The organism is Streptomyces sp. NPDC005761 (genome assembly GCF_040630635.1).
In the GTDB taxonomy this organism is placed as follows: Bacteria; Actinomycetota; Actinomycetes; order Streptomycetales; family Streptomycetaceae; genus Streptomyces.
Genome location: NZ_JBEXXX010000019.1, coordinates 109,685 through 129,820, shown reverse-complemented (window position 1 = coordinate 129,820; position 20,136 = coordinate 109,685). Strand labels below are relative to the sequence as shown.

At 70.9% G+C, this 20,136-nt stretch carries 23 protein-coding genes and 1 pseudogene; 8 read left to right on the top strand and 16 right to left on the bottom strand.

What is annotated here, in order from left to right; genetic code table 11:
• Positions 1-209: 209 nt before the first annotated feature.
• Complete coding sequence (locus tag ABZ434_RS19435) at positions 210-1,742, bottom strand: long-chain fatty acid--CoA ligase (RefSeq protein WP_359137953.1); 1,533 nt, start codon at positions 1,740-1,742, stop codon at positions 210-212.
• A gap of 139 nt (positions 1,743-1,881) precedes the next feature.
• Between ABZ434_RS19435 and ABZ434_RS19430 the strand changes: the two genes are divergently transcribed.
• Entirely contained in the window at positions 1,882-3,099 is a 1,218-nt protein-coding gene (locus ABZ434_RS19430) for a helix-turn-helix domain-containing protein (RefSeq protein ID WP_359137950.1), read from the top strand.
• Between the two features lie 33 nt (positions 3,100-3,132).
• Here the strand turns inward: ABZ434_RS19430 and ABZ434_RS19425 are convergent, their stop codons facing one another.
• The 4 genes from ABZ434_RS19425 to ABZ434_RS19410 all read right to left on the bottom strand — a co-directional run bounded on the left by ABZ434_RS19425 (position 3,133) and on the right by ABZ434_RS19410 (position 6,283).
• Complete coding sequence (locus ABZ434_RS19425) at positions 3,133-4,050, bottom strand: DUF4232 domain-containing protein (protein WP_359137948.1); 918 nt, start codon at positions 4,048-4,050, stop codon at positions 3,133-3,135.
• Between the two features lie 303 nt (positions 4,051-4,353).
• Positions 4,354-4,782: an SRPBCC family protein gene (locus ABZ434_RS19420; protein WP_359137945.1), complete on the bottom strand. Its 429-nt coding sequence runs from the start codon at positions 4,780-4,782 to the stop codon at positions 4,354-4,356.
• A 133-nt stretch (positions 4,783-4,915) separates the two neighbouring features.
• Positions 4,916-5,554 (bottom strand): class F sortase, encoded by a 639-nt coding sequence (locus ABZ434_RS19415; protein WP_359137990.1) that lies wholly within the window; start codon positions 5,552-5,554, stop codon positions 4,916-4,918.
• 207 nt (positions 5,555-5,761) lie between these two features.
• Positions 5,762-6,283, bottom strand: coding sequence for a hypothetical protein (locus ABZ434_RS19410; RefSeq protein WP_359137941.1), 522 nt, complete (start codon positions 6,281-6,283; stop codon positions 5,762-5,764).
• 314 nt (positions 6,284-6,597) lie between these two features.
• Here ABZ434_RS19410 and ABZ434_RS19405 point away from each other — a divergent pair, with 314 nt between their 5' ends.
• The gene (locus ABZ434_RS19405; RefSeq protein ID WP_359137938.1) at positions 6,598-7,305 is read left to right on the top strand and encodes a DUF2470 domain-containing protein; all 708 of its coding nucleotides are present in this window, start codon (positions 6,598-6,600) and stop codon (positions 7,303-7,305) included.
• Positions 7,306-7,388: 83 nt separating this feature from the next.
• Here ABZ434_RS19405 and ABZ434_RS19400 read toward each other — a convergent pair whose 3' ends face one another.
• Together ABZ434_RS19400 and ABZ434_RS19395 are read right to left on the bottom strand one after the other, a co-directional pair.
• Positions 7,389-8,303 (bottom strand): serine hydrolase, encoded by a 915-nt coding sequence (locus ABZ434_RS19400; RefSeq protein WP_359137935.1) that lies wholly within the window; start codon positions 8,301-8,303, stop codon positions 7,389-7,391.
• Positions 8,300-9,172 (bottom strand): LysR family transcriptional regulator, encoded by an 873-nt coding sequence (locus ABZ434_RS19395; protein WP_359137932.1) that lies wholly within the window; start codon positions 9,170-9,172, stop codon positions 8,300-8,302. Before ABZ434_RS19395 ends, ABZ434_RS19400 begins: the two co-directional genes overlap by 4 nt.
• A 216-nt stretch (positions 9,173-9,388) precedes the next feature.
• Here ABZ434_RS19395 and ABZ434_RS19390 point away from each other — a divergent pair, with 216 nt between their 5' ends.
• Positions 9,389-11,041 (top strand): penicillin-binding transpeptidase domain-containing protein, encoded by a 1,653-nt coding sequence (locus ABZ434_RS19390; protein WP_359137929.1) that lies wholly within the window; start codon positions 9,389-9,391, stop codon positions 11,039-11,041.
• 47 nt (positions 11,042-11,088) lie between these two features.
• Here ABZ434_RS19390 and ABZ434_RS19385 read toward each other — a convergent pair whose 3' ends face one another.
• Both ABZ434_RS19385 and ABZ434_RS19380 read right to left on the bottom strand, forming a co-directional pair.
• Positions 11,089-11,574: a hypothetical protein gene (locus ABZ434_RS19385; RefSeq protein ID WP_359137925.1), complete on the bottom strand. Its 486-nt coding sequence runs from the start codon at positions 11,572-11,574 to the stop codon at positions 11,089-11,091.
• A gap of 70 nt (positions 11,575-11,644) precedes the next feature.
• A complete protein-coding gene (locus ABZ434_RS19380; RefSeq protein WP_359137922.1) occupies positions 11,645-12,745 on the bottom strand; it encodes a M20 family metallopeptidase in 1,101 nt (366 codons plus the stop codon).
• 265 nt (positions 12,746-13,010) lie between these two features.
• On the opposite strand from ABZ434_RS19380, the gene ABZ434_RS19375 reads away from it, so the two are divergent.
• On the top strand, positions 13,011-13,925 hold the full coding sequence (locus ABZ434_RS19375; protein WP_359137919.1) for a LysR family transcriptional regulator: 915 nt from the start codon (positions 13,011-13,013) through the stop codon (positions 13,923-13,925).
• Between the two features lie 122 nt (positions 13,926-14,047).
• A complete protein-coding gene (locus ABZ434_RS19370; protein ID WP_359137916.1) occupies positions 14,048-14,686 on the top strand; it encodes a DUF1707 domain-containing protein in 639 nt (212 codons plus the stop codon).
• A gap of 63 nt (positions 14,687-14,749) precedes the next feature.
• On the opposite strand, the gene ABZ434_RS19365 is transcribed toward ABZ434_RS19370, so the two are convergent.
• Entirely contained in the window at positions 14,750-15,865 is a 1,116-nt protein-coding gene (locus ABZ434_RS19365) for an alkene reductase (RefSeq protein WP_359137913.1), read from the bottom strand.
• Positions 15,866-15,917: 52 nt separating this feature from the next.
• Here ABZ434_RS19365 and ABZ434_RS19360 point away from each other — a divergent pair, with 52 nt between their 5' ends.
• Positions 15,918-16,295 carry a MerR family transcriptional regulator gene (locus ABZ434_RS19360; RefSeq protein ID WP_359137910.1) on the top strand — a complete coding sequence of 126 codons (378 nt, stop codon included), beginning with the start codon at positions 15,918-15,920 and terminating at the stop codon, positions 16,293-16,295.
• A gap of 27 nt (positions 16,296-16,322) precedes the next feature.
• Positions 16,323-16,751 (top strand): pyridoxamine 5'-phosphate oxidase family protein, encoded by a 429-nt coding sequence (locus tag ABZ434_RS19355; protein ID WP_359137907.1) that lies wholly within the window; start codon positions 16,323-16,325, stop codon positions 16,749-16,751.
• Positions 16,752-16,831: 80 nt separating this feature from the next.
• On the opposite strand, the pseudogene ABZ434_RS19350 reads toward ABZ434_RS19355, so the two are convergent.
• The 3 genes and pseudogenes from ABZ434_RS19350 to ABZ434_RS19340 all read right to left on the bottom strand — a co-directional run.
• A pseudogene (locus tag ABZ434_RS19350) lies at positions 16,832-16,978 on the bottom strand (ArsR family transcriptional regulator); the annotation flags it as partial.
• A 29-nt stretch (positions 16,979-17,007) separates the two neighbouring features.
• Positions 17,008-17,322, bottom strand: a complete 315-nt coding sequence (locus ABZ434_RS19345; RefSeq protein ID WP_359137904.1) for an NIPSNAP family protein — start codon at positions 17,320-17,322, stop codon at positions 17,008-17,010.
• Positions 17,323-17,637: 315 nt separating this feature from the next.
• Entirely contained in the window at positions 17,638-18,111 is a 474-nt protein-coding gene (locus tag ABZ434_RS19340) for a carboxymuconolactone decarboxylase family protein (protein WP_359137901.1), read from the bottom strand.
• Between the two features lie 203 nt (positions 18,112-18,314).
• Between ABZ434_RS19340 and ABZ434_RS19335 the strand changes: the two genes are divergently transcribed.
• Complete coding sequence (locus ABZ434_RS19335; protein ID WP_359137897.1) at positions 18,315-18,503, top strand: DUF6381 family protein; 189 nt, start codon at positions 18,315-18,317, stop codon at positions 18,501-18,503.
• A 100-nt stretch (positions 18,504-18,603) separates the two neighbouring features.
• On the opposite strand, the gene ABZ434_RS19330 is transcribed toward ABZ434_RS19335, so the two are convergent.
• The 3 genes from ABZ434_RS19330 to ABZ434_RS19320 all read right to left on the bottom strand — a co-directional run bounded on the left by ABZ434_RS19330 (position 18,604) and on the right by ABZ434_RS19320 (position 19,892).
• On the bottom strand, positions 18,604-19,002 hold the full coding sequence (locus tag ABZ434_RS19330) for a DUF6221 family protein (RefSeq protein WP_359137894.1): 399 nt from the start codon (positions 19,000-19,002) through the stop codon (positions 18,604-18,606).
• Positions 19,003-19,178: 176 nt separating this feature from the next.
• Positions 19,179-19,625, bottom strand: coding sequence for a nitroreductase family deazaflavin-dependent oxidoreductase (locus ABZ434_RS19325; RefSeq protein WP_359137890.1), 447 nt, complete (start codon positions 19,623-19,625; stop codon positions 19,179-19,181).
• 135 nt (positions 19,626-19,760) lie between these two features.
• On the bottom strand, positions 19,761-19,892 hold the full coding sequence (locus tag ABZ434_RS19320; protein WP_359137887.1) for a hypothetical protein: 132 nt from the start codon (positions 19,890-19,892) through the stop codon (positions 19,761-19,763).
• Positions 19,893-20,136 lie beyond the last annotated feature (244 nt).

Genomic DNA, 20,136 nt, shown 5'->3' with positions numbered 1-20,136 from the left:
TGTCGGTGACGGCAGAATCCGTGCGGTCTGCCGACAGCCGCGTACTCGGTGGTGGTCCCGCGGGTGGCCGGACGCGTGGTGCGTTCGTGGCGGGCTTTCGTGCACCGCGGGGGCCGGTCGGGGGAGCGCGCATCCCCGCCTTTCCGCGTACGACGGTCGTCGGCCGGATGGAGCGCGCCTCCTGCCTGCCGCGCGAGACGGCGGGCCGGTCAGGTGGAGCACGGTTCCCCGCCCGCCTCCGCCGTCAGCCGGCGCTTGAGGATCTTGCCGGTGGACGTCAGCGGCAGGCTGTCACGGAACTCCACGCTGCGCGGATATTTGTAGGCCGCCATGCGCTCGCGGCACCAGTCGATCAGTTCCGCCTCGCGCAACTCTGTACCGGGCACCGGAATGACGAACGCCTTGACGTCCTCCCCGTGCGTGGCGTGGGGTACTCCCACCACAGCGGCCATGCTCACGGCAGGATGCGTGATCAGTACCTCTTCCAGCTCACGCGGGTAGATGTTGAATCCGCCGCGGATGATCAGGTCCTTGACCCGGTCCACGATGTAGTAGTAGCCGTCCGCGTCGCGCCGGGCGATGTCTCCGGTGCGGAACCAGCCGTCGCTCATCACCGAGGCCGTGTCGTCGGGCCGCTGGAAGTAGCCCTTCATGACGTTGTGTCCGCGGATCGCGATCTCGCCCCGGCCGTCTCCCGGGACGTCCTGCCAGGAGTCATCGATGAGCTTCATCTGTACGCCCCACACCGGCCGGCCGATCGACCCCGGCCTCGGCGGCAGTCCCGGCGGGTTGAAGCAGGCCACGGGCGAGGTCTCCGACAGGCCGTACCCCTCCTGCACTCCCACGCCGAAAGCCTTCCCGAACCGTTGGAGCACCTCCACGGGCAGGGCTGCGCCACCGGAGACGGCGGTGCGCAGCCGCGTCGGCGCCTCCCTGTCGTCGGTGGTGGCGAGCGCGCCGAGCAGAGCCCAGTACATCGTCGGGACCCCCGCGAAGAACGTGACCCCCTCGCGGTGCATGAGCCGGAGGGCCTCGTCCGCGTCGAAACGTGGCTGCAGGACGAGGGTGGCCCCCCGGAGCAGGCCCATGTTCATCACCGCGCTCTGGCCGAAGGCGTGGAACAGCGGGAGGGAGGCGAGCATCACCTCGTCGTCGGCCGCCGTGAACAGCCGGTCGGCGACCATGGCGTTCATCGCCATGCTGCGGTGTGTGAGTTCGGCCCCCTTGGGCCGTCCCGTCGTGCCGCTGGTGTACAGGATCACGGCGGTGTCCTCCGCCGCCGTGGCCACCGCCTCTGCGGGTCCGGCGGCGCCCGTGGCTCCCGTGCGTTCGATCCGGTCCAGCAGGAGGAAGTGTTCGCAGGCGGGCGCCTGGTCGAAACCCGCCTTGCCCGTCTCGCCCAGGGGCAGTTGCGGTGTGCCCTCGAAGCAGAGGAGGGCCTTGGCGCCGGAGTCGGTGAGGTGGTACGCGACCTCTTGCGGACGCAACATCACATTGAGCGGCACCACGACCGCTCCGACGCGGAGAATGGCGAAGTAGGCGGCCGGAAAGTCGGGCACGTTCGGGCAGGACAACGCCACTGTGTCGCCCTTGCAGACGCCCCAGCGCCTCAACTCGCCGGCGATGTCCTCGGATCGTGCCAGCAGCTCGGCGTAGGTCAGGCGGGTGTCGCCGAGCACCAGCGCGATCCGCTCGGGGTGCTCCCGGGCGCTGTGCTCCAGCAGGGACGACAGGTTCAGCATCAGTTCTCCTCAGCGACTCGTGAGGAAATGCTGAGGCACAACAGGTGCGGGTCGCTGTGGGCGGACGACCTCGGGTACGGCATCCATCGTGTGCGACCGCACAATTGCGACCGGGGCGGTCAACCGTATGCTGACCGGCATGCCAGAGCAGCACGAAGACGGCGGTCTGATCGTTCCTCCGCTGTTGTCGGTGTGTGCGGCAGAGGTGCTGGAGCGGGTCGACGCCCTCGCTGACGACCTGTTCCGTACGATCACTGCCGAGATCGGCTCGTACGCGCGGGCGAGCAAGGAGATCCAGGCCGATGTCCGTGACTTCAACGAGCGCAATCTGCACGAGCAGCTGACGTGCTTGGCTGCCCGGCGCGCGATGCGCACGGACTCCACCCAGCAGTGTGTACGGCGCCGGGCGACGCAGGGCATTCCGCTCGATGCGGTTCTGCATGCCTTCCGAATCGGCTACCGCCTGTTGGCTCACAGCCTCATCGAACGTGCCAAGGAGCAGCCCGGCACGACGATGGACGACATCGCGCAGGCCTCCATGTCGATCTGGTCCCTGTTGGACGCCGCCTCGCAGACGGTCAACGACGTCTACCGGGAGACACTGGTCGGCCTGGCGCGAGCGGACGAGCTGCAACGGTTGTTGCTGCTCGACGCGCTCCTGACCGGCAAGACGGCCGACTGGGCGATGCTCGGCGGCACCGCCGCCTCCCTGGGGCTGCCCGAACAGGGTCCCTATGTCTGCGTCGTCGCCGAGCACAGCGACGTCACCGCGATGGAACAGGCACTGCTGCGCAGTGGCCTGCGCTCGGCCTGGCGCCCTCGCCCCGACGGCCTGGCGGGCATCGTCGCGCTGCCGGACCCCGCCCTCGCCTCCGGATCGGCCCGTGTGCCGGGACCCGCGCTCGTGCTGGGGGTGGTCGGCGCCGCGGTCACGGGGCGCGCGGGTCTCAGCCCTGCGTACGGGCGGTTGCGTGAGAGCGCCGACGCGCTTCGCCTGGCCACACTGGCCCGGGCCTCCCTGCCCGCCGGCACGCACGGGGCGGTCACGCTCGACCACGACCCGGCCGCGGCCCTGGTCGCGGCCGGGCACGACCTGGCGCTACGGCTGGCCGCAGCGCTCCTCGACCCGGTCCTGGCCGCGCCTGACCGCAAGGACCTGATGGAGACGCTCACCGCGTGGCTGGATTCCGATACCGGTTCGACCACCGAGATCGCAGAGACCCTGTACTGCCACCGCAACACCGTACGCAACCGCCTGGACCGCGTCTCCCGCCTCACCGGGCGCTCCCTGGTACGGCCCGCCGACGTCGCCGCCTTCTACGCGTCGGTGCACGCTCTCAAGCTCCGCACGCACTGAAGCTCCGCGTGCCGGTGTCCGGCTCACGCCTTGTCAGCCGGACACCGCTGTGGTGGTGAAGCGGTCGCCGCAGACGTGGAGCAGGGAGGTCCGCAGAGTCAGGGCGTCCTTCGACCCGGGCGGGTAGACCCGCAGGTAGTCGGGCCGGCTCCAGCAGCCCGGGCCGTTGATGCCCTGGTTCAGGGTGTGCAGGGTGACCTCCGCCGTCTTGCCGGGGCCGATCAGCGTCTGCTTTCCCATGGCGCCCTCACGCTCGGCGGGCGCACCGATCAGGCTGCCGTCGCGCTTGATCATCGAGACACCCGGGAAGCCCCGCAGAGCGCAGGCCGTGGTGGACCTGTTCACGAGGGTGAGCCCGTAGTAGATCTGGCCCGCGCCGGCGTCGGCACGGGCCAGTCGCATGGTCAGGCTGTCGGCCGTGCAGCGCGGGGCACGTGAAGGGGCCGTGGGAGCGCTGTCGGCGTGTTCCGGGTCAGCGGGTGTTTCGGGCGTGCCCGCATCCGCGGCAGGGGAAGGGGAGCCCCCGGCCAAGGGGGTTTCCGTGCCGGGCACGGAAGTGGCCGGGGTGGAAACGGCGGCCGCGTGCGGTCCGTCCGAGTCCGGGCTGCCGCCGCATCCGGCTGCCGCAAAGGTGATCGAGGCGATCGTGACCGGGACGAGGGCATGCCGGCGGATGCGAACTCTCCAGCTGTCCTCCCGCTCCGCGGCCCGTGCAGTGGCTCGAACGGTGGTGGGGTGGTGCGCGAGAGTGAACTCATATCCCACACCTGCTCGATTCCAAGCCGTTTGAACCCGGTGCGCAGCGGGCCGGCGTGAGAAGGGAGCACAGGGGTCGGGGAACGGGACCGGCCGACGACGGCGAGTCCTCTCTGCGGGGAAATCGTCCGCCCGGGCGGGTGACTTGGGCTGCTGGGGCTGTCGTCCGGGCTGACCGGCGGCTAAGCCTGTCATTCGTGATGAACAACCTGCTGCGCTCCGTTCTGGCGGTCGTGTCGACCGCCCTGCCTCTCGTCCTGGCCGGCCCGGCGCATGCCGTGGAAGGCTCCGCCCCGTCGCAGGCGGGGCCTTGTGGTTCCGTCGTGGCGCCGCCGGGCCGTGTCTGCGTCCCGGCACCCAGGCAATGCATCACGGCGCCGTGCCCGCAGTACGACCTCGTGGCGCTCCCGACCGCTCCGTGGCCGGACGTACGGGACTGAGTCTCCCCGTCACATGGGCCTCGGGCTCCTCCCGCGCACGTCGCGCGGCGTGGGCCGGTCAGCTGTCGCGGTCGTTCCGCGCAGGCTCCGTCAGCTCCTTGAGCCGCGCCAGGTCCGCAGCGACCATGTCGGCGTCGCGCCGGAGGTCGGCGTCGCTCATGCCCGGCTGCCGCCTGAGGGTGAACACCACCTCGCTCCCGGTGCCGTCCGCGATGACGCGGACCGGATTGTGGACCGTGTCCCCGGAAGCGAGCGTCACGTCGTGGTCGAGGACGCCCAACTCGTTGTGAGGCGTGAAGGCGACGACGACCCGCCCCATGGGTGAGGATTCCGCCACCCACTGGCCGTCGATCTCCTCGATGGAGCCTCCCAGCCCCTGGGCCCACGCGGGGAGGTTGGCCGGATCGGAGGCGAAGGCATAGACGGTCTCGACAGGGCTGGCGATGTGGACACTGATGTGGCGCGATTCGCTTCCGGTGCTCTTCATGGCGGCGAGACTAGCGTGTCGTTTCCGTGCGTTTCTTGAAGGAAACGGACACGGCCCGTCGTATCCGGGCCACGGCCCGCCGCGCACCATGGGGGCGCCGCCGTGTCTTCCGGCCGGAATCCGGCGATCCCGGCTACCCCTCTGCGCGGACGGACGTGAGACGCGCGTATGCCACGACGTTGCCGTCGTAGCCCGACTTCCGCGAGAAGCCGCCGCCGCAGGTGAGTACGCGCAGTTCCGGTTCCGAGGCGTTCGCGTAGACACGGCCGGCCGGGAATGCGGCCTTGCTGACGAGCTCTACGGCGTAGACGGAGAAGACGGCGGTGGTGCCGTCGGTGCGGGTGATCTCGATGCGGCGCCCCTTGTCCAGGGAGCCGAGGCCGTAGAAGACGGCAGGGCCGGTCTTGTTGTCCACATGGCCGACGAGTACGGAGGTACCGCGCTCGCCGGGGGTGACGGAACCGTGGTACCAGGCCGCCAGGTTGTTGTCCGCCAGTGGCGGTGCGTCGATCCAGCCGTCCGCGCCCAGGCCCACCTTTCCGACGGGGGCGTCGACGTCGAGGAAGGGGATCGTGATCCGTTCGGGCACGGACCGGGTGAGGGGGTCGGGAGGCGGCCCGTCCGGCCAGGTGCCGGCACCCGATGCGCCCCCGGACCGGTCGCCCGCGGCTGACGCGGGTTGTGGGGGGCCGTCGTCGCCGAAGCCCTGCCGGACCAGGGCCATACCGAGCAGCAGGGCGACGGCGAGGGTGCCCCAGCCCGGTACTCGCAGGCCGCCGTCCTTCTTGCTTCCGTCCCGGCCGTCCGCGGCGGCGCGGCGGCCGGGCAGGCCCTTCCGTACCGGCCGTACCGCTTCCGGGGGTTCGGCGGGTTCGATCCACTCGTGCCACACGGCTCTGTGCACGTCTTCTCCGCTTTCGGTCCTGTGGTCGACGGACCGGGTCCTGCGACAGGGCCCGGTCCATCGAGGCTCTTCCGGTCAGGCGTTGCTGCCGGAGCGGCGGCGCACCTTGTAGGCACCGAATCCCAGCGCGCCCGCGACGACGGCGGCTCCCGCACCGATCTCACCCGGGCTCATGCCGGAGAAGCTGCCACCGGCTCCGGCCCGGACGCCGTTGCCGGGCATCACCGGGCCCGTGTGGTCGTTGCGCGCCGCCCCCTCACGAATGGTCAGCGGCGCGGTCCCCTTCTCCCCCTTGCAGTCGAAGGTCACGTCGTACTCGGCACCGGGCTTGGCGTCGTCGTCGACGCGGGCGGTGGCCGAGCGGCCCTCCTCAAGAGTGACGGTGTCGAACACGCCCGAGCTGACGGTCACCGACGGGACCTCGCACCCGGTGGCGTTCAGGGTCACCGTGCCGCCGGGGGCCACCGTCGACGGGGAGACGGTGAAGCCGAAGGACGTGATGTTGTGGCTCCCGTCGTCGGCAAGGGCCGCCGGAGCAGCGACTCCGAAAGCGGCGGCACCGAGCATGACGGCGGAAGCGACACGTATCACGCGCATGATGGTTCTCCGGATTCTCGAGAAGCAGCTGGGGACCTTTCGTCCGCACAAGCGAGCAATGCCCCTCGGCCCGGGTGACGCTAGGTGCCGCCAAGGCGGCTCGCCACTTGACCTCGACAGCGGCGGCGGCCGAATGGAGCAGCACCCCCACGACGCGCGCTCGGGGCCTTGCGCCACACCCGGTCGCGCGCTGCCCCCGTTGCGTTCCGGCCACTTCCCCCACCCCGGCCCCGCCACCCTCAGGCATAGGTTAGGTTAGGCATGCCTAACTAATCCATGTCGATTCTCGTCACCCTCCCCTCAGGAGACCTTGGATGCGTCCTTTCAGCGCCCGTGTCACGCAGCCGACTCCCGCCGAACGCATGCTGTCGATCCTCACCACAGCCCATTCGATGACGGTCGTGAGTGACGGTCTCGACCCCGTCGACGTCCACCGCCTCGACGGCACGGGCGCGATGGGCCACATCCACCTGCATGAACCGTCCGCGACCGGCCCTGACCGTCCGGCCGCGCCCGTCCCCGTGCGGGTGGAGTTCACTGATGTCGCGCCCGCCCCCGTACGCGACCGGCTGCGCGGCCGGGTCACCATGACCGGGCTGTTGACCGCCCCCTACGACGCGCAGGCCACGGGAAGCATCTGCATGGAGTTCGGCCAGGCGGCCCTCGATGACGACGGCGGCCGCACATTCGTACCGCTGTCCGCTCTCCTGACGGCCGTACCCGATCCGGTCGCCCCGCACGAGGCCGACATGCTGACCCATCTCATGGACAGTCACGCGGAACTCGTGCCGCTGCTGTTGCGCCTCGTGCGCCCGGGCCCGGACAAGAACATGCTGCGTGCGCTCCCCCTGGCGCTGGACCGGTACGGCGTCACCCTGCGTCTTGAGTACGCCCGCACGCGGCGCGACGTGCGGCTGCCGTTCGCGACGCCCGTGACCGAGATGAACCAGGCCGCACCACGGATACACGCCCTGCTGGCCGCGGCCCGCCGCGCCTCCCACCCCAACCGGCTGTCCGCCTGACGCCACACCTCGCCGCGCCCGCGGAAGGGGGCGTGGCGTCACTGCCCCCGCAACGCGTGCGTGTCCGCGACCGGCGGCCCCTCTCAGTCGTCCTGGGTTCCGCGCAGTTCCTCCACGGCGACTCGTGCCGCCGCCCCGATCACGGCGTCGGCCCGGGGCAACTTGCTGTCCGCCCGGGCGGCTTGGGTGAACACCACCGCCGTATAGGTGCTGCCGTCCGCGAGTTCGACGACCCCCGCCTCATGGCGCAACGCCCCGAACGTGCCCGTCTTCCCGTAGACGGTGACGTCGTCGTAAGGGAACCCGGAGGCGAGCCGGTGCGTCCACGGCTGGCTGCGCATGACCTCGCGCATGAAGGCGCAGCGGTCGGCGGAGGCGGCCCGTCCCACCCAGATCGCGCGCAGCAGGCGTGCCATGTCCGCAGCCGTACTGGAGGCCTTGAACGCAGGGTCGTACACGTCCGCCGGCACGACGGCGTCGTTGTCGCTCACGCGTGCCAGCGCCGCGTCCAGCGATCGGGCTCCCGTGTCGGCGACGAGCCGGCGGAACGTGCTGACGACTCCCCCGTGGACACGGGTGTCGGGCATGCCCAGGTCCTGGCACACGGCGTCGACCACGTCGGCGCCGACTGCGCGGAGTACGGCGGCGGCCGCGGTGTTGTCGGAGATGCTCATCATCTGGGTCACCAGGTCGCGCAGGGACATGGTGACGGGGTCACGAAGGATGGAGACGCCGGTCGGGCCGGCGACGCGGTCCTCGGCTTCGAGGGTCAGCCGACGGCACGGATCGATCAGCCCCGCGTCCGCGAGCCGGCAGAAGGCCACCATGAGCGGCACCTTGTAGACCGAACCCATCGGCAGCTGGTCGTCGGCGTCGATGGCCACCTGGACCGAAGGGCGGTGCAGTTCCGCCACATGGAGCCAGCCCCGGACACCCGCGTCGTCGAACATGCCGCGGATGGTGCGCTCCACACCGATGCCGCGCCGGCTCCCCTTCACAGCGCCGCCTTCCGGGCCAGTGCGTCCTCCAGCAGTTGTGCGGTCTTCGCCGTCTCCTTCGCGTCCGGACGTCGCGGGTTCCACGCCACGCGCAACCGCAGGGGCAGCGGCGGCTCCGTCGCCGCCCGGCGCGCAACTCCGGAGGCCGTCAGCGCGTCGTCCGCCGTGACGAGCACCGCCTGGCCCGACGCGACCAGGGCAAGGCCGGCGCGCTCGTCGGCGACCACGACGGTCTCCACCCGACGGCCGCGGCCGGCCAGGGTGTCGACGAACAGGTCATGGGCCGCCGGCGCCTCGACGCGCGGGCGCACGGCGACAGGTAGCCCCAACGGCACCGCACCACCCACCTGTTGGAGGCCGGCCGGCACAAGGACCCACGTCGGCAACAGGATCACTCGGCCTGCGGCCAGACCGTGCAGCACCGACGGATGCCGGATCACCGCCAGGTCCAGCCGCCCGGCCTCGACGTCACCGAGCAGCGCGGCCGTTGACGCCGTCACCATGCCGATCCGCGTCCGCTCACCGGCCCGGACCGGCGCGGCTGCCACATCGGCCGCGAGCGAGGCCGGTACCTCGGGGGTCAGCCCGAGTCGCAGGCGACGGCCGTCCGCGTGCTCGCGGGCGCCGGTCTCCCTGAGCTCCGCGAGCGCCGCCAGAGCCCGGCGGGCGTGCGGAAGCAGCAGGGCCCCCTCCTCGGTGAGGAACACCCCGCGCTCACGATCGAACAGTCGGACCCCGAGCAGCGCCTCCAGCCTGCGCAGGCCCTGCGACAGCGGTGGCTGGGTGATGCCCACCCGCTGGGCAGCCGTGCCGAAGTGTTCCTCCTCCGCCAGCGCGACAAAGATTTCCAGGTGCCGTTCGGTCAGCACTGCGCCCCCCTGACGTGCAGCAATATTGCTTACGACTCACGCCGATGCCGAGAGCATATTCGACATGTGGGCCGGCAGCGGGTTTGACTCCCGGCGGGGGTTGCCCGCGGGGGCTTCGGCAGGGCTGTCGAGGGCCTGCCCGCACGGTTGCGCCCCCTAGTTGCCGGGGGCCGTCTCCGGCGGGCCGAACAGGCCGGACCCAGAACGGAGAGCACCTTGACGCGTGCCGGCATCCGGAACACTCATACGGGATACGGGCCGCGGCGCCGCGGGCGGCGGCTGCTCGGCATCTTCGCGGTCCTCCTCCTGCTGGCCGGAGGCGGGTACGGCGCCTTCAGTCTCTGGGGCGGCGACGCGAAGGAGGACGATCCGCAGGTGACAGCCGCCCGGAAGCCATTGACGGCATTCCTCGCGGCGTGGGCGAAGCACGACGCGAAAGGGGCCGCACGCCATACCGATACTCCTGACAACGCCGCCTCGCTCCTCACGTCGATACTGACCAACCTCAAGCCCTCCCGGACCACCCTTGTGGACGGCGACGGCCGGAAGGAGGAGGACGGGAAGGTCCTCTTCCCCTTCTCCGTGGCCATGGAGGTTCCTGGTGCGGGTGAGGTCACCTGGCGCTCCCACGCCGAGGTGAACCGGACGTCGGGGACGTGGAAGGTCGAATTCACCTCGCCGATGATCCACCCGGAACTCAGCCCGGGCCAGACGCTGGCGCTCCAGACGGACGAGACCCGGGGCAAGGTGCTCGACAGCCGGGGCCGGCCGCTCCAGGCCGCTTCGCTCGTAGGCGTCGTCGACCCGGTCAGCGGCAAGGGGGCATCGGGACTCGAGGCCCGGTACGACAAGGTGCTCTCCGGCGGCAGGAAGGCCGGCAAGTCCCTCGTCGTCGCGGACCGGCAGAGCGGGCGCGCTCTCAAGACCCTCGGCCCAGCCGCCTCGGCCGAAGGCCGTCCGGTACGCACCACCATCGACCCGCGCGTCCAGAAGGCGGCGGCCGACGCCGTGGCCGAGGTCGAGAACAACGCGGCCATCGTCGCCGTCAACCCGCGCAATGGTCACATCCTCGCCGCCGTCAACCGGCCCGGTGGCCTCAATCGCGCTCTCGAAGGGCGCTACCCGCCCGGCTCCACCTTCAAGGTCGTCACCACGGCGGCCCTGCTGAAGGGCGGCACCCGGCCCGCGGATGCCGCGGCCTGCCCGAAGTTCGCCGACGTCGACGGCCAGCGCTTCGAGAACCAGGGACAGTTCTCCCTCCCGGCCGGCTCGACCTTCACGGATGTCTTCGCCCAGTCCTGCAACACCTACTTCGTGAACGCCCGCAGCCGGCTCTCCAGCACCGATCTGCGTGACGCGGCCCGGGCGTTCGGGATCGGGGGCAGCTGGGACGTGGGCACGACCACGTACGACGGCAGCGTCCCCGCCACGACGAGTGACAACGACAAGGCCGCCGCCACCATCGGCCAAGCACGTGTCCAGGCATCTCCGCTGGTCATGGCATCCATGGCGGCCACCGTCAAGAGCGGCGCGTTCAACCAGCCGGTGCTGGTGCCGGACGCGGTGAAGAAGAAGTACACCGCCCCCGCCTCGCTCGGCGCCGACGTCACCGGTCAGCTCCGCGAGCTGATGCGCGCCACGGTGACCTCCGGTTCCGCCCACGCGTTGCGGGATCTCCCCGGCAGCCCGCACGCGAAGACCGGAACGGCTGAGTTCGGTACCGAGAAGCCGCCCCGCACCCACGCATGGATGATCGGCTACCAGGGCGACTCCGACCTCGCGTGGGCGGTCCTCCTGGAGGACGGGGGGTCCGGCGGCGCCGACGCGGGCCCGGTCGCGGCACGGTTCCTGCGCAACCTGGCCGGCTGAGCCGACTACGGTACCCCGACGGGGCGCGCGACCGCGGCCGAGACCGGTCAGCGCCCCACGCCGTTCGCTGCGGCCCGGCTCAGCAGAGGCTCGACCAGGGCAGGTTGCGCACCCATGGCCAGGAACGCCAGGCGTCGGCCCCCTCGCCGCTCGACCTCGAACCGGTGGAAGGCCATCAGGAGCGACTGGGTGACCACCACGTTCAGTGCCGTCACCTCGCTCCACGCCACGGCTCCCAGCGGCCGGCCGAACAGGTCGGTGACGACCAGGCCGCCCGGGAAGAGATAGCACCTGCGGAGCCCGAACCGGGTGGACAGGAGACGCCATCCGCGGGTGAGTCCCCACACGACGAGCACGATCCCGATCACCACGGCACCCCTGGCCCACGCCGCGACGGGCTGCTTGACGGCCAGGAGGACAAGCAGCACGAGGCACAGTGTCACGAGCGCCCGCCGGCCCGTCTGCGCGAGCGCACCGCCCACTCCGGCGACTGCGTAGTCTCCGCAGGCCTCGCCCCAGCCGAATCCGTTCACGCCTGGCCTCATTCGAATCGTCTCCCTGGAAGATGTGCCACGGCCCACTCGGCCGTTACGGACAAGCGCGTCATCGCCTGGTCCGCGCGATGAGTTCGGCGAGCAGCCGGGCCCGTGGAACCATCCGGTCGATGTCCACGTACTCGGAGTCCGCGTGGGCTCCGGCACCCACGGCCCCGAGGCCGTCCAGCGTCGGACAGCCCATCGCCGCGGTGTAGTTGGCGTCGGAGGCGCCGCCGACGGACACCCCCCTCAGGGGTTCGTGCCCCTGTGCGACGGCGATCCGGGACGCCAGGGCGAAGAGGGCGGCGGAGGACTCCGGGCCCATCGGCGGCCGTTGCCTTCCGCCCCGGACTTCCAGTCGCGCACCGGGGGTCCGGGGCGTCATCCCCCGCACCAGCACATCGATCGCCTCCTGCGACGCGGCACTGGGCGCACGTACGTCGACCGTCAGCCGGGCAAGTGCCGGGACCGTGTTGCGTGCGCTTCCCGCCGACAGAAGGGTGGGCGTGATGGTTGCCGCGCCCAGGGGGCCGCCGTCCACGGCTGCGGCGGCGGAGGCGCCCAGGCCGGTCACGGACAGCACCTGGTGAGCCACCTCGATGGTGGCGTTGACCCCCTTCTCGGGTTCCTGGCCCGCGTGTGCGGCCTTGCCGTGCACCACGATCTCGTAACGTGACGTGCCCTTGCGGGCGGTCTTGAGCGCCCCCGCGTCGTCCGCCGACGCCTCCAGCACGAACGCGGCGGCGCACCCGGCTGCGGACTGCTCGATCAGTTGCCGTGACGTCGTGGAGCCGACCTCCTCGTCCCCGTTGACGATCACGCACACCCCGTCCGGCGAAGGGAGGGACGCCAGCGCATGGAACATCTGCACCAGTCCCGCTTTCATGTCCAGAACGCCAGGCCCCCGTGCTCTGCCGGCTGCCACCGACCAGGGACGGCTCCGGATCGAGCCCATGGGCCACACCGTGTCGTGATGCCCGACCAGCAGAACCTTCGGAGTGCCGAAGGACCACCGCAGGTGACTCACCCCACCGATCGCGATCCGTTCCGGCGGTGCCCCCAGCAGCCTCGCCCCCACGGAACCGACCACTTCCGCACTGCGAGCAACCGCCCCCAGGTCGGACGAGAAGGATTCGCACCGCACGAGTTCCTCCACGTCGGTCAGCATCGTCGGCAGGGAAAGGACCCCCTCGCCCGTCACCGGACACACCCGGCCATCGCTCGTCTCTGTGACAACACACTTCCCCCTAGGGCTGGTTGGAACGTGATGTGGGCGGAACGCGTATCGACGCCGTCTCACCGCCATGCGATCGACGTTAGGGCGGGGCCCGGCATTCCACCAGCGACTGGATTGCATGGAAGCCATGCGTCAGAGGAATGGGAGGAGCGAGAATGGCGGGCAAGACGGTCGACAGCCGGGAGGTGGTGAGCGGGTGTTCGAGAACGATGCGCTTCGGCTGCTCGTGGCCGTGGCGGAGTGCGGTTCGTTCACACAGGCGGCGATCCGGCTCAACTACACGCAGTCCGCGGTGTCCCGGCGGATCGCCGCGCTGGAACAGCAGGCGGGCGGCCCGTTGTTCGACCGGCTCCCCAGGGGTGTGCGCCTGAACCCCGCCGGCCGCACACTGCACCGGCATGCCACCGAGGTGCTGGACCGGCTGGCGAGGGCGGAGCGGGAACTGGCCGTCCTTCACGCAGGGCAGGGCGGGTTGCTGCACGTCGGCGCGTTCGCCACCGCCAACATCTCCTTGGTACCCGGCGCCCTCCGGTCGCTCCGGGACATCCGGCCTGGCGTCGAGGTCGCCGCATCCGAGGGCCCCACGGAGATCCTCATGCGGCGGCTCACGGACGGCGCCCTCGACCTGGCCGTCGTCAGCGACTACCCGTCCGGTCTGCCGCAGGCCGACGGCATCACCACGACCGTGTTGTGCGAGGACGAGTTGTGCGTCGTACTCCCCCAGGGCCACCGGCTGGCCCGGACCGGCACGTTCGACCTGCGCGAACTTCGCGACGAGGCCTGGCTCCAGAGCGCGTACGGTGACCGCCCGACCATGCTCGCGGACGCCTGCGCCCGAGCGGGCTTCACCCCCAGGAAGGTCATTCGCATTGCGGAGTGGGCCGGGAAGTTCGGCTATGTGGCCGCGGGACTGGGGGTGGCACTCGTCCCCTCACTTGCCGCCCGGGCGGTCCCCGGCACACTGGCCCTGTGCCGGCTGACCGACCCGGCCCTGCGCCGGACCGTCCACGTCGCGCTGCCCACCGCGCCGCTCCCGGCCGCTCTGGAACTGCGCGACCTGCTGCGCGCGGCGGCCGGCCCGCGGGGATCGGAACGGAGGCCCGTCGGCTGAGGCGTCCGGGCGCCCGCGAACCGGCCCGCCTGTCCCGTACGACCCGGCCTCGGTCCCCGGCCGGGTACGCCCCCGCGATCAAGGGCGTTGCGACACCCCGGGCCCTCGGCCAAAATGCAGGGATGACGGGTGAACTGCAGTCGGCCGACGACTCTTCAGGACGTGACGCACGGCCCGAGCTGCGGGCATCCGACCGGGAGCGGGACCAGGTCGTGGAGATCCTCCAGGTGGCCGCCGGCGACGGCCGGCTCACCGCTGTCGAGCTGGACGAGCGCCTGGACGCCGCACTGTCCGCCCGCACCCGGGGCGAGCTGGCGGAACTGACTGCCGACCTGCCTTCGGAGGGAATGCCGCCGCAGGCCAAGGAACTGGTCAGGATCGACCAGCGCTTCGGCGATGTCAGCCGTACGGGCCGCTGGCTCGTCCCGCGCCGGATGGAGATCCGGCTGATGTTCTGCGAAGCGAAGCTCGACTTCACCGACGCGGTGATCACCCACAGCACCCTGCACATCGATCTCGACCTGCGGATCGGGGGAAACCTCATCCTGGTGACCAGGCCGGGCGTCGTCGTCGACACGGACGGTCTGGTACGCAGCAGCGGAGAGATCAGGATCGGTCCGGAATCCGGTCAGGCCGTCGGCCCCACCCTCCAGGTGCGACTGACCGGGCAGTCACGCGGCGGCGACATCACCGCCCGGCCCCCGCGGCGGAAGCTCTCGGAGCTGATGCGCCGCCGGCGGCCGGCGAGCGGCGGCCACTGACACGCTGTACGGACCCGGGGCCGGCCTACTGCAGGGTGCGCCGCTCCGCCCCCGGTCCACGGTTCAGATCCGCGCCAGCAGGGGGTAGTCGTTGTAACCCTCCGCCCCGTGGACGTGCATCAGGAATTCCGGACGGATCTCATTGAGCGGTGAACCCGTGCGCAGTCTCTCCACGAGGTCGGGGTTGGCAAGGAATCCGCGGCCCAGCGCGATCAGTTCGGCACCCTCGGCCAGCAGCCGCTCCCCTCGCCTCATGCCGCCGTCCGCCGCCGTCTCCTCACGCGAGAGCACCGGGTTGGCTATCAGCGTGCCCGGCCAGTCCTCGCGGATCCGCGAGAAGAGGGGCTGGTCCGGGTCGGCGTGGACCACGTGGAGATAGACCGGGGCGATGCGCGCGAGCGCGGGCAGGAGCGCCGCGTAGATGCCCTCGGTGTCACCTTCCTCGATGCTGTTGACGCCCGCACCGGGCGAGATGCGCACGCCGACGCGTTCCGGGCCGACGGCCTCCGCGACGGCCCGCACCACCTCGACGGTGAACCGCGTCCGGTCGGCCGCGGAGCCTCCCCACTCGTCGGTCCGGCGGTTGGTGTTGCCGGCCAGGAACTGGTGCAGCAGGTGCCCGTTGGCGGAGTGCACCTCCACACCGGCGAAGCCCGCTTCGACGGCGTTGCGGGCCGCCGCTGCGAAATCGGCGATGGTGGACTTGATGTCCCGCGCCGACATCTCACGGGGTGCGACGGCGCTTTGGAGGCCCTTCGGTGTCGGCAGCATCTCCGGGAAGCGCACGGCGGACGGCGCGAGCGGGATGTGACCGCTGGTGTCGGGGTGACCGACCCTGCCGCCGTGCTGCAACTGGAGGAACATGTGGCTCCGCCCGGAAGCCGCTCGCACCGCGTCGGTGACCCGGCGCCATCCGGCGATCTGCTCGGGGCTGTGGATGCCCGGGATGTGCGGGTAGGTCCGGCCGACCGCGTTGGGGGTGGTGCCCTCGGCGATGATCAGACCGGCCGAGGCGCGTTGTGCGTAGTGGGTGACCATCAGCTCGCCCGGCACGCCGTCGGCCGTGGCACGGTTACGTGTCAGGGGGGCCATGACCAGCCGGTTGGCCAGTCCGAGACCACCGAGGCGGGCGGGTTCGAAGAGATGTGATGCGGCGGCTGCCTGCTGTGTGTGCGTCATGGCGGTACCGTAGAACCTGACATTGATGTGAGATTCAAGTCATGGGGTGGTCATGCGCATCGGAGAACTGGCGGCTCGCACCGGCGTCGGGGAGCGTTCCTTGCGCTACTACGAGGAGCAGGGGCTGCTGGCAGCCGATCGGACGCCCGGCGGTCACCGCGACTACCCCGAGGGCGCCGTCGACCGGGTCATCCGCATCCAGGAGCTCTACGCGGCCGGTCTGCACAGTTCGAAGATCGCGCGGATCCTGCCGTGCATGCGTGACGAGGACGGCGGGCCTTCCCTTCGCGCCACCCCGGCGCTGGTCGCCGATCTCACCACCGAGCGGAACCGCATCGACCGCATGATCAACGACCTGCTCCGCTCCCGCGAGGTCCTGGACGAGGTCATCGGCACGGCGGCGGGCCGCTCGCCCACGGAGCCTGCGTAGAACGCATCCGACCCGAAGGAGTCCTCCATGCCCCTGACCCGCGAAGAACGCGAGCAGTTCCTGGCCGAACCGCACGTCGCAGCACTGGCGGTGGTCGCGGCCGAGGAGGGCCGGGGCCCGCTCGTCGTACCGATCTGGTACGCGTACGAACCGGGCGGCGACCTCTGGATCATGACGGGCCGCACCTCCCGGAAAGGCACCTCGATCGCCGCAGCCGGCCGGTTCTCCATGATGGTCGAACGCGTCACGCCGACCGTCCGTTACGTTTCCGTGGAGGGCCCAGTGATCTCGACCCAGCAAGCCACCCGCGAGCAGCTGGTGGAGATCTCGTCACGCTATCTCCCGCCGGAGAAGGTCGACGGTTATGTCGACTTCGCATGGCGGGAGCACGGCGAGCAGGTCGTCATCCACATGCGGCCCGAGCACTGGCTCAGCACCGATCTGGGCGCAGTCTGAGGCCACTCCCGCCCGGCATCGCACGCCGGGCCGTCCGGCTTCGCCTGCCGGGCCGGCGGCCTCAGCGGCCGAGCAGGGGAAAACAGGCGGGTGACCGCCGCGACGGCCACCGTGCCTGTGGGTCGCGCGGCGGACGCCTCGTCCCGCCCCCGGTACCCGGCCAGCAGGCGGCGGATCGAGGCGCCGAGTTCGGCCATCTCCGCCGGGGTCAGGTGGACCACGCTGCTCACGGCCGTCACGCGCGCTGTCATGGTGCTCACTTCTCCTCCGCGTCGAGGGGGCGCAGGAATCGGCGCTCGTAGCGTCGGATGCACCGTGTGCGGCGCGCAAGCTCGAATGCGGCCTGGCACTCGGGGTCGGTGGTGCTGTCGGCCCTGTAGCGCTCGTACTCCGCGAAGCCGGGAAACGAGAAGAGCGCGTAGGCGATGTCGCTGTCGCCCTCGCTGGGCAGGAAGTAGCCGTGGTGCGTGCCGCCGAAGCGGTTGACGAGTACGACCCACCGCCGGCCGTACTCCTCGAAGTCCTCGATGCGGTCGGGGTCGATCTCGTACTTCAGATGAATGGTGATCACTGACGACATGATGCCTCAGCGGTCGTAGGGCCTACGTCACGGAGCACGCGCTCCTGTCCTTGCCCGAATCGGTGCCGTAGCTGCCGCTTAGCTCTACCCCAACCGGCGCGCCCATCGCCGCAGGCACGGCGCGGGTCCACGTGCGCATGCCTTCCTCGTTTCCCCGCCGAACATGCTCGTGCGCGCGGCGTGGGGCAGCGACTCCCGCAACCGGGCCGTGCGTTCAGGCGCATGATCTCGCCAGAGAGAACGGACCGCCCCGGGCCAGCCAGGCCCCCCGCCTCCGGCAGCCGCCGGATGCCTGCGCCGTCCCCGCTATCCGAACTGGCCGGGCTGGTAGTCGCCGGCGGGCTGCTGGACGATGACGTTGACCCGGTTGTAGGCGTTGATGAGGGCGATGAGCATCACCAGGGCGGCCAGCTGGTCCTCGTCGTAGTGCTTGGCCGCGTTCGCCCAGGCCTCGTCCGTGACGCCTCCCGCCGCGTCCGCGATGCGGGTGCCCTGCTCCGCCAGCTCCAGCGCGGCGCGCTCGGCGTCGGTGAACACCGTGGCCTCCCGCCAGGCGGCGACCATATGGAGACGGATCGCGGTCTCCCCGGCATGCGTGGCGTCCTTGGTGTGCATGTCGGTGCAGAAGCCACAGCCGTTGATCTGACTCGCACGGAGCTTCACCAGTTCCTGCGTGACCGCCGGCAGGGTCGAGCCCACGACCACCTTGTCGGCCGAGTTGATGTACTTGAAGAACTTGCCCCCGGCCGCGCTGCCGAACAGGTTCAGACGAGCATCCATGGTGCGCTCCCGTGCCGTTGTCGATGAATACAGCTCTCTGACGGAGCAGATCGGCACGATCGGACAGGAACTGAAGCGACGACGCCCCGCACGATCGGTCACGCACCGCACTTCGTAGCGGCGCGTGACCGTTCGAGATGCACGTGTGTGGGCGCGCTGATTCGCTGGTGGAGTCGGCTCTCCCCCGAGACCCAGGAGTGATCATGAGTGTTGCGGATGAAACCGGCGGCCGCGCCGAGCGTATTCGCGCCAAGGCCCAGGAGATGAAGGAGGCGGCCGAGCGCGTCTCCGATCCGCAGGAGCGCCGGCGCCTCGAGGAAAAGGCGCGCCGGCTCCAGGAGCGGAGCGATCAGGTGTCCACCAAGGGCGAAGGCGGCACGAACCCGCTCTGACCGGCCGGTGTCCGCGTGGCGCGCCCGGGGCAGCCGGTCCGTGCGCCCGGGGGCTCGACCGTGCCGCGGGAGGCGCAGCGTCCTCCCCGGCACGGTGCGCCTACTGCGTGAACCGGGGCAGCCACTTCACCTGGTAACCGGGGTGCCCGGCATGTTCCGCGGCCATCTGCCGGACCACGAACCCCAGGCCGAAGGCCCGGCCCGAGGCGAAGTCCCGCTGCGGGCGGTCGACGTCCAAGGCTGCGACCTCCGCGTACTCGTCGAGGAGCACCCTGCTGGTCTCGATGCGCTGGAGGGTTCGCGCGGGATCCTGCAGAGCGATGTGGTGGTCGTAGCCGTGCGTCCTCAGTGTGAAGGCAATGGCACCGGTCCGGTCGTGGATCTCGCCCGGCACCTCGGCCGGGCACCGCCACGCGCCGCCGCCGGCCGCACGTGCGACCCCTTCTTCCTCGTCGAGGCGCGCCCGGACGAACGCGACCAGCTCGGAGTTGTCTGTCATCTGGTTGTGCATCCTTCCGCTCGGCCCCAGGCGCCAGGAGCCGTGCTGGAGAATATCCCGTCGCGCTCCTCGCGCCCGTGCGGGCGGGCCGCCCACGACCCTGGTGTCCCGCGCGGCCCGGCGGGACGGCCGGCCCGTACCGGCTCGCGTCCGGCCGGTCCGGGTGCCCGTGTTGCTCAGTGGCCGTTTTCCACGGGCTCCAGTACGAGCACGGGGATTTCCCGGTCGGTCTTCTCCTGGTAGTCGGCGTAGTCGGGGTACGCCTCGACGGCGCGCTCCCACCAGAGCGCCTTCTCGTCCCCGGTGACCTCACGGGCGGTCATGTCCTGGCGCACCGGGCCGTCCTGGAGTTCGGCGCGCGGGTCGGCGGTGAGGTTGTGGTACCAGACCGGGTGCTGCGGAGCCCCGCCCAGGGAGGCGACCACGGCGTACGAGCCGTCGTGCTCGACCCGCATCAGTGGCGTCTTACGGATCTTCCCGCTCTTGGCGCCCAGCGTCGTCAGGACGATGACCGGCATACCCCGCATGGTCGTCCCCTGCGTTCCGCCCGAACTCTCGTACTGTTCGACCTGGTCACGCACCTGAGGTGTGGGGCTCGGCTCGTACTCGCCCTGAAGAGGCATGGCAGTGGTCCCGTCGTCGATGTGCGGTCGCGGCGCTCGTCGGCCGCGTGCCCTCATCATCGCTTCAACACCACCGACCGCCGGAAAACTCCGCTCCCGCCGACGTGTCGGTCGGCGCGAACGGCCGGGCTCGGCTCAGTCGGTGCGGGTGTCGGTGCAGCCCAGCTTCCGGTTCATCCCGATGGCCGTGTCGTTCGCCGGATGATGGATGGTGCGAATCCTGCGCACACCGCACGCCGTGGCCAATCGCATCCCGAACGTCTTCATGGCGACGGAGACACCACACCCACGGTGGGACGCCTCACGTACGGCTCGAACCGGTCGGCGTCGAACGCGCTCAGCTCCAGCTCCAGCCTCACCCACCGGTCGGCCTAGCCGCCTCCTCCGTCCGCCCGCACAGGGGGCGCGGGTCGGATGACGGCGTCGCCGTCGGGGGCCCCACCCTACGGAGGGCGGGGCTCCTGTCCGTACGCGTTTGTCCGCGCGGGGGTTCCGTCAGCGCCCGCGCCCC